This is a genomic window from Gammaproteobacteria bacterium (assembly GCA_028817255.1).
Taxonomy (GTDB): Bacteria; Pseudomonadota; Gammaproteobacteria; order Porifericomitales; family Porifericomitaceae; genus Porifericomes; species Porifericomes azotivorans.
In genome coordinates, this window is record JAPPQA010000197.1 from 1 (window position 1) to 6,354 (window position 6,354).

At 64.9% G+C, this 6,354-nt stretch carries 7 protein-coding genes; 2 read left to right on the top strand and 5 right to left on the bottom strand.

The features are described 5' to 3' along the window. The first annotated feature begins 263 nt into the window (after window positions 1-263). On the top strand, window positions 264-584 hold the full coding sequence (gene rpsT / locus OXU43_07910) for a 30S ribosomal protein S20 (protein ID MDD9825079.1): 321 nt from the start codon (window positions 264-266) through the stop codon (window positions 582-584). Here the strand turns inward: rpsT and proB are convergent. The 4 genes from proB to rplU form a co-directional block, all read right to left on the bottom strand. After that, on the bottom strand, window positions 581-1,687 hold the full coding sequence (gene proB, locus OXU43_07915) for a glutamate 5-kinase (protein ID MDD9825080.1): 1,107 nt from the start codon (window positions 1,685-1,687) through the stop codon (window positions 581-583). The two genes, rpsT and proB, sit on opposite strands and share 4 nt — an antisense overlap. Further along, window positions 1,684-2,721, bottom strand: a complete 1,038-nt coding sequence (obgE, locus tag OXU43_07920; protein MDD9825081.1) for a GTPase ObgE — start codon at window positions 2,719-2,721, stop codon at window positions 1,684-1,686. Before obgE ends, proB begins: the two co-directional genes overlap by 4 nt. 88 nt (window positions 2,722-2,809) lie before the next feature. Then, window positions 2,810-3,067, bottom strand: coding sequence for a 50S ribosomal protein L27 (rpmA, locus tag OXU43_07925; GenBank protein MDD9825082.1), 258 nt, complete (start codon window positions 3,065-3,067; stop codon window positions 2,810-2,812). A gap of 11 nt (window positions 3,068-3,078) precedes the next feature. Further along, the gene (rplU, locus tag OXU43_07930; GenBank protein ID MDD9825083.1) at window positions 3,079-3,396 is read right to left on the bottom strand and encodes a 50S ribosomal protein L21; all 318 of its coding nucleotides are present in this window, start codon (window positions 3,394-3,396) and stop codon (window positions 3,079-3,081) included. Window positions 3,397-3,654: 258 nt separating this feature from the next. On the opposite strand from rplU, the gene OXU43_07935 reads away from it, so the two are divergent. Further along, a complete protein-coding gene (locus OXU43_07935; GenBank protein ID MDD9825084.1) occupies window positions 3,655-4,914 on the top strand; it encodes a GGDEF domain-containing protein in 1,260 nt (419 codons plus the stop codon). Between the two features lie 84 nt (window positions 4,915-4,998). Here OXU43_07935 and OXU43_07940 read toward each other — a convergent pair whose 3' ends face one another. Next, window positions 4,999-5,751, bottom strand: a complete 753-nt coding sequence (locus OXU43_07940; protein MDD9825085.1) for a prepilin-type N-terminal cleavage/methylation domain-containing protein — start codon at window positions 5,749-5,751, stop codon at window positions 4,999-5,001. Window positions 5,752-6,354 lie beyond the last annotated feature (603 nt).

Below are 6,354 nucleotides of genomic sequence, written 5' to 3' on the forward strand. Positions count from 1 at the left end.
GCCTTTCGTTGACCATACGGCATTTACGCGGCCTTCGGGCCAGGAGATGCCCAGGGGATGCGCCATGACGGGAGATTCGGGCGATGGCGGCACGGGAACCAGGCCGTCTGGCGATTCTCGAGCGGGCCGAGTCCGCGGGGCGCAGGCAGGCGCAAGCGGCGGCGGGCGCTGGCCCACAACCTATGGTCGCCACGAGCGAATTGCGCTAGAATCGCCGCCTGTTCGCCGCCCGCAGGCGGCAATCGCGTCTGGAGGTTCAGCATATGGCAAATACAGCCTCGGCCAGAAAACGCGCCGCGCAGGCAGCAAAGCGGGGGCAACGAGACTCCGGGTACCGCTCCATGGTACGCGGCGCCCTCAGAAAGACTGCCCGGCTGATCGCCGCGGGGAATGCCAGCGAGGCGGAGGCTTCCCACCGATACACGACCAGCCTCCTGGACCGCTTCGCGCGCCGCGAGATCGTCCACAAGAACAAGGCTGCCCGGCACAAAAGCCGCTTGAGCGCCCGGTTGCGCGCCCTGGCAACGGCCGCCCCCGCGTCCGCGGAGCCGCCGCCAGAGCCTGCCGAACCCGCCGCGGACTAAAGCAACACCAGGTTATCGCGGTGCACGAGCTCCGGCTCGCGTGCGTGCCCCAGCAACTCTCCGATCAAGGAGCTGGGGCGTCCCATAATGCGGCGTGTCTCGCCAGCGGCATAATTGCTCAGACCACGCCCGATCTCGTGCCCGTCAGGGTCCAGCAACGCGACGATGTCGCCGCGGCGGAAATCTCCCTCCACCAGAGTCACTCCCACCGCCAGCAGGCTCTTGCCACGCTCGCGCAAGTGCAATACGGCGCCCGCGTCCAGGCGCAGGCGGCCGCGCACCAGGGACTGGCTTGCCAGCCAGCGCTTCCGTGCCGCCAGGGACTCGCGGCCAGCCCGCAATAAAGTGCCGACGCGCTCGCCGGCCGCCAGGCGCTCTAACGTTCGGGCATCGCGGCCGTCGGCGATCACCACGTCGGTGCCGGATTTTGCGGCGACCACGGCGGCCTCCAACTTGCTCTTCATGCCTCCCCGCCCCATAGCGCCGCCATCGCCGGCCATGCGCCGCAACGCCGGATCGCCGGCAAAACCTTCCCGAATCAGCGGCGCCTCGGGATCCTGGCGCGGATCGCGTTCCCGCAGGCCGGGCTGATCGCTCAGAATCACCAGATATTCCGCTTCGATCAGGTTGGCTACCAGCCCTGCCAGCGTGTCGTTGTCGCCGAAACGAATCTCTTCCGTGGAGACGGTATCGTTTTCATTGATAATCGGCATTACCTGCCACTCAAGCAGGCGGAGCAAGGTGCCGCGGGCATTCAGGTAGCGCTTGCGGTCGGCAATGTCCTCGTGGGTCAGCAGTACCTGGGCAACCCGCACCCCGAAGCATTGAAACTCCTTTTCGTAGGCCTGGATCAGCCCGGCCTGTCCTACCGCCGCCGCTGCCTGCAATTCCTGGATGTCCGCCGGGCGGCGGCGGCGGCCCAGACGCTGAAGTCCGGCGGCGACCGCACCGGAAGAGACCAGTACCACCCGCAAGCCTCGCTCCCGCAAGAGAACGATTTGCCTTGCCCAGCCAGCCACTGGCTCCAGCCGCACCCCCTTGCCGCCTTCGGTCAGCAGGGCGCTGCCGATCTTGAGCACCCAATTGCGGTCGGCGGCGGTCACGAGCTGTCCCTCTGGCGGCGCGGCGACGCGGCACCCAACCAGTCGGCGGCGGCCTGGCACAACTGCGAACAGCCGCGACCCGTGCGGGCGGAGACCATGTAACAGGGGGCGTGCCAGTCCAGGCGCCGCAACAGCTCGCGCTGCCGACGGCGACAGAGAGACTCCGCCAGCAGGTCCGTCTTGTTCAAAACCAACCAGCGCGGGCGCTGGGCCAAGTTGGGATCGTACTCCGCCAATTCGCGCTCCAGGGAGCGCACCTGGGCGGCCCGTTTCTCCGCCGACACCTCGGCGGCGAGATCGACCAGATGCAGGAGCAGGCGGGTGCGCGCCAAATGCCGCAGGAAGCGCAGGCCCAGCCCGGCGCCGCGCGCCGCCCCCGGGATCAGGCCCGGCACGTCGGCGACCGCGAAGCGGCGGTCAAAATCCGGCGCCACCATCCCCAACTGCGGCTGCAAAGTGGTGAAAGGATAGTCCGCCACTTCGGGACACGCAGCCGAGACCGCGCGCAGGAACGAAGACTTGCCGGCGTTTGGCAACCCCACCAAACCGACATCGGCCAACAGCCGCAACTCCAGACGCAATCTGCACTCTTGCCCCGCCTCGCCGGGGACAAACTGGCGCGGGCTGCGCTTAGCGCCGCTCTTGAAATGGACGTTGCCGCGCCCTCCTTCACCGCCGCGGGCAACCAGCAGACACTCGCCTGGGTTCAGCAAGTCGCTGCGCATCTCCGCGGCGTCTTCCTCGAAGACCCGGGTGCCGGGAGGCACCTGCAAGCGCAGGTCTTTGCCGCCGCACCCCGCCCGGCAGTTACTGCCGCCCGGCTGGCCGTCGCCGGCCCGAAACCGGGTCGTGCGCCGGAAATCCGCCAGGGTATTCAGGCCAGAGGCAACTTCCAAATAGATGGAACCGCCGCGGCCGCCGTCGCCGCCGTCCGGACCGCCGCGCGGCAGGGAGCGGGCGCGGCGGAAGCTGAGACCGCCATCGCCGCCGCGCCCGGCCAGGAGATGGATATGCGCCTCGTCGGCGAATTTCATGGCATCCGCGGACGGCGGGCGGTCAGTACCGCCAAAGGCAAGAAATGGCAATGGTTTTCTGGCACCGCCCGGCTGGCGGACGAAGATTTCAGTCGGCGACGATACTGACGCAACGATGCCGATCAGGCCCCCGGCGAGCAAAGACGACCTTGCCGGCAACAAGGGCGTACAAGGTGTGATCCCGTCCGCAACCGACATTGCGGCCGGCCCGAAAAGGGGTCCCGCGCTGGCGCACCAGGATACTGCCTGCCGAGACCTGCTCGCCGCCGTAGCGCTTGACCCCGAGGCGCTTGGAATGCGAATCCCGCCCGTTGCGGCTGCTGCCCCCGGCTTTCTTGTGTGCCATCTTTCCGCGCCTCAGCCGCCCGCGGAGATATTGGTAATGGTCATCTCGGAGTAAGGTTGCCGGTGCCCGCGCCGGCGCAGGTAGTTCTTGCGCCGGCGAAACTTGACGACGAGAATCTTCCTCTCGCGGCCGTGTTCCCGCACCTGAGCGGTAACCTTGGCCCCCGGCAAACAGGGAGTGCCAATGTGCACATTTTCCCCGTCTGCCACCAGCAACACATCGGAAAATTCCACGCTGTCGCCAACCGGCGCGTCAATCTTCTCCACGCGCAGGCGGTCCCCCTCCCGCACCTGGTATTGCCGACCGCCCACTTTCACTACTGCATACACGCCTGAAGTTTCCTCGCTACATCGCGCCGCCGTACACGGGCGGCCTGTCATAGTGCCATTTTAACGGAAGCCGCAACGGCGAAACAAGGCCGCCCGGAGCCCCTGACCCGATTGGGTTATCCCATGGAGCCGGAGGAGGCATTCCCCCTCACTTGTGCTACCGGCACCCAATACAGTATGTTTTACTTGTATCCTGCCGCATGAATAGGGGTTGGGCAGCCCGTAAATCGTGAGCACCACAGCGGGACAGGTAGCGCAATGAACGAACGCAGCGAGGAAGCGGCCCAACCCGCGCAAAAGGTAGCCACGGGGCTTCAAGACAACTGGTGGCTGGAACAGGGCGCGGAAATAGCGGAGCGCGCGCCTCTTCTGTTGGCGGCCATAGCAGGCTGCGCCTTACTGGCGGGAATGGCCATAGCCCCCGCCACAAACGCCCTGTACCTGCTGACTTGGTTGCTGGCCGTCATCGCAGCGGGCAGCGGCCAGTGGCTCCTGTTGCAAGCGCAGGGCTCTCCGCTACAAGGCACCCCGGGGCGCGCCTGGCTGGCCGCTTGGCTGGCGCTGAACACGCTGCAAGGTTGCCTGTGGGGCGGGGGATTCGCATCGCTCCTGCTGCTTGCCGACGGCAAGGCAATGCTAATCGAGCTGCAAAGCCTGGCCTGCCTGCTGTTGGCTATAGTCTCCCTGGCGGCAAGCGCCTGCCTGTCCCCGCTGCTACCGGCCCTGCTGCTCTTCCTGAGTTCTGCCCTGCTGCCTCCCTGCATCGTCCTGATACTGATCGCGCCCGGGCCGCCAGTGCTGCCGCTGGCCCTGTTCGGCCTGTTCCTGCTGCTGTCGTTTGGCTACGGCTGGCGCTTCTGCATCCGGCTGTGGCGACATGGCCTGGCCTCGCTGCGCACGGAGGAGGCACTATGGGAGTACCGACTGCTGCAGCAGGAATTGGAGAAATACAAGCGCGAACAGACGCGCCTGCTGGAAGAGAAGAGCAAGGCAGAAGATCGCGCCAGCCAGCTCACCACCTGGTCTTTTCAGGACGGCCTGACCAAGATCGCCAACCGCAGGCAATTCGACGAATTCCTCAACCGCGAGTGGCGACGCGCGATCCGCGGCAAGTCCCCGATCTCCCTGATCATGCTCGACGTGGATAATTTCAAACTGTACAACGACCGCTTCGGGCACCAGAAGGGAGACCTCTGCCTGCAGCAGGTGGCCGCCGTCCTGCAACGTTTCTCCCGGCGCGGCGGCGACCTTGCGGCGCGTTACGGTGGCGAAGAATTCGCCGTGATTCTGCCCGAGGCGCCTGCGGCAGCCGGCATGAGGATCGCGGAGTCGATCCGCCAGGCAGTGGAGAAGCTCCAATTGCCGCACCCGGATACGCCCCTGGGCGTAATTACGGTTAGCCTCGGAGTAAGCACCATCGCCCCCCCCCAGCCGGAAGACCATCCGAAGCAACTGCTGGAACTAGCCGACAAGGCGCTGTACCAGGCCAAGCGCGACGGAAAAAACCGGGTCGCGTAACCGATTACAGCCGGTAAAAAAAACGCCCACCGGAGTGGGCGTCAACGCAAGAGAGGAGAAAGCTAATATTGTTATTATGGAGATTCAGTACAGATAAACGGCATTGCAATTGGCTGCGCTCAGGTTCCAGGTGGCGGTGACGCCCGTGCCCTGGACACAGGAACTGTCGTTGGACTGTTCCACGCCGCCATAATGGTTCGCCCCTGCCGGGGCCGAGGTCGCGGCGCGCAACGAGCCCGTGGCCGGCCGACCGTCGTCCAGCCGGGCATCCAGGTTGTGCAACACCTCCGCGGGAATCTGATCGCCGAACACTAAAGCGAGGCGCGGCCGCGCGGTGCCCGAGGCATCCAGGTATTCGTCTGTCTGGCCCAGCAACATACGGCCATTAAAGACGTTAATCGGCGCGACATCGCCCGCCACGTAGCTGGACTCGCCCGTCGCGCCCCCCTGAAATCCGCCCTGGATAAAACCGGCTGCCGACAAGTGGTGCCAGACCGCCGAGACTTCCTGGAAATTGCCATCGTCAATCTGACCGTCGCCATCGCCGCCGTACTGGGCGCCGGTGCGCACCTCATTGCCGATCGCCGCCACGGCGGCGGCGTTGGGCATGTCTCCCGGCACATAGCGATAACGGTCCACAAAGGAAAAATAAGCCGCCTGTATCGAGGCGTGCTGATCCGCCAAGTTGTGCATGCGCGCCGTGGTAAGCAACTCCTGCCCCTTGAATATTCCTCCCAGCAACAGGCCCACGATCACCAACACGATGGCGATCTCCACCAGCGTGAAACCCGCTGCGCCGCTCCCCGCGCGAATTCCCGTTCTCCGTTGCTTGTACATGATGTCACCCATGACCTAATTAAGAGAAAGCAAATATCGGGCCAAAACTGGGACTAGCGCGGAGGGGCGATTCCTGACACCTTCGGGCGTCGGAGCATGCGCTGAAGCGTCAGCCTTTCGTCAATCTTGACGAAAATTCGCCGGCGCAAACTTTTGCCGGGGCAACTATGGAATCTGCTCACCCTTGTCCAAAATGCTGGCCGGAAGATTGCAGATACGCTCTCTCTTCAGCAGTGGACTTGCGCCCCAAAACGGCGCCGCGAAGCGCGCCAAACCAGAAATCCAGCACCGTATCCGGCGTCACAGCGTATGACCGTCGCGTGTCCCTGTAACGGCAACCGGACGCGACACAGGCAGGCTCATGCCGAAGAATCATACAACCCCGCCGAGCGGCGCGCCAGGAAGGACGTACCGGACAAGCCCGGCCGGTTCTGGTCGAGTATTGTTTCGGAAGTCTGCGTTTTATCGCCACTCCGGGGACAACGCAGCCTCCTCCCGGTCAGGAAAGCAAGACATGTGCGACGCACTGGAAAACCGAATATACTGGAGACATCATGAGGCGCAGACGCTTCCTGCAATCGCTGTCAAGCGCGTTGCTGGGCA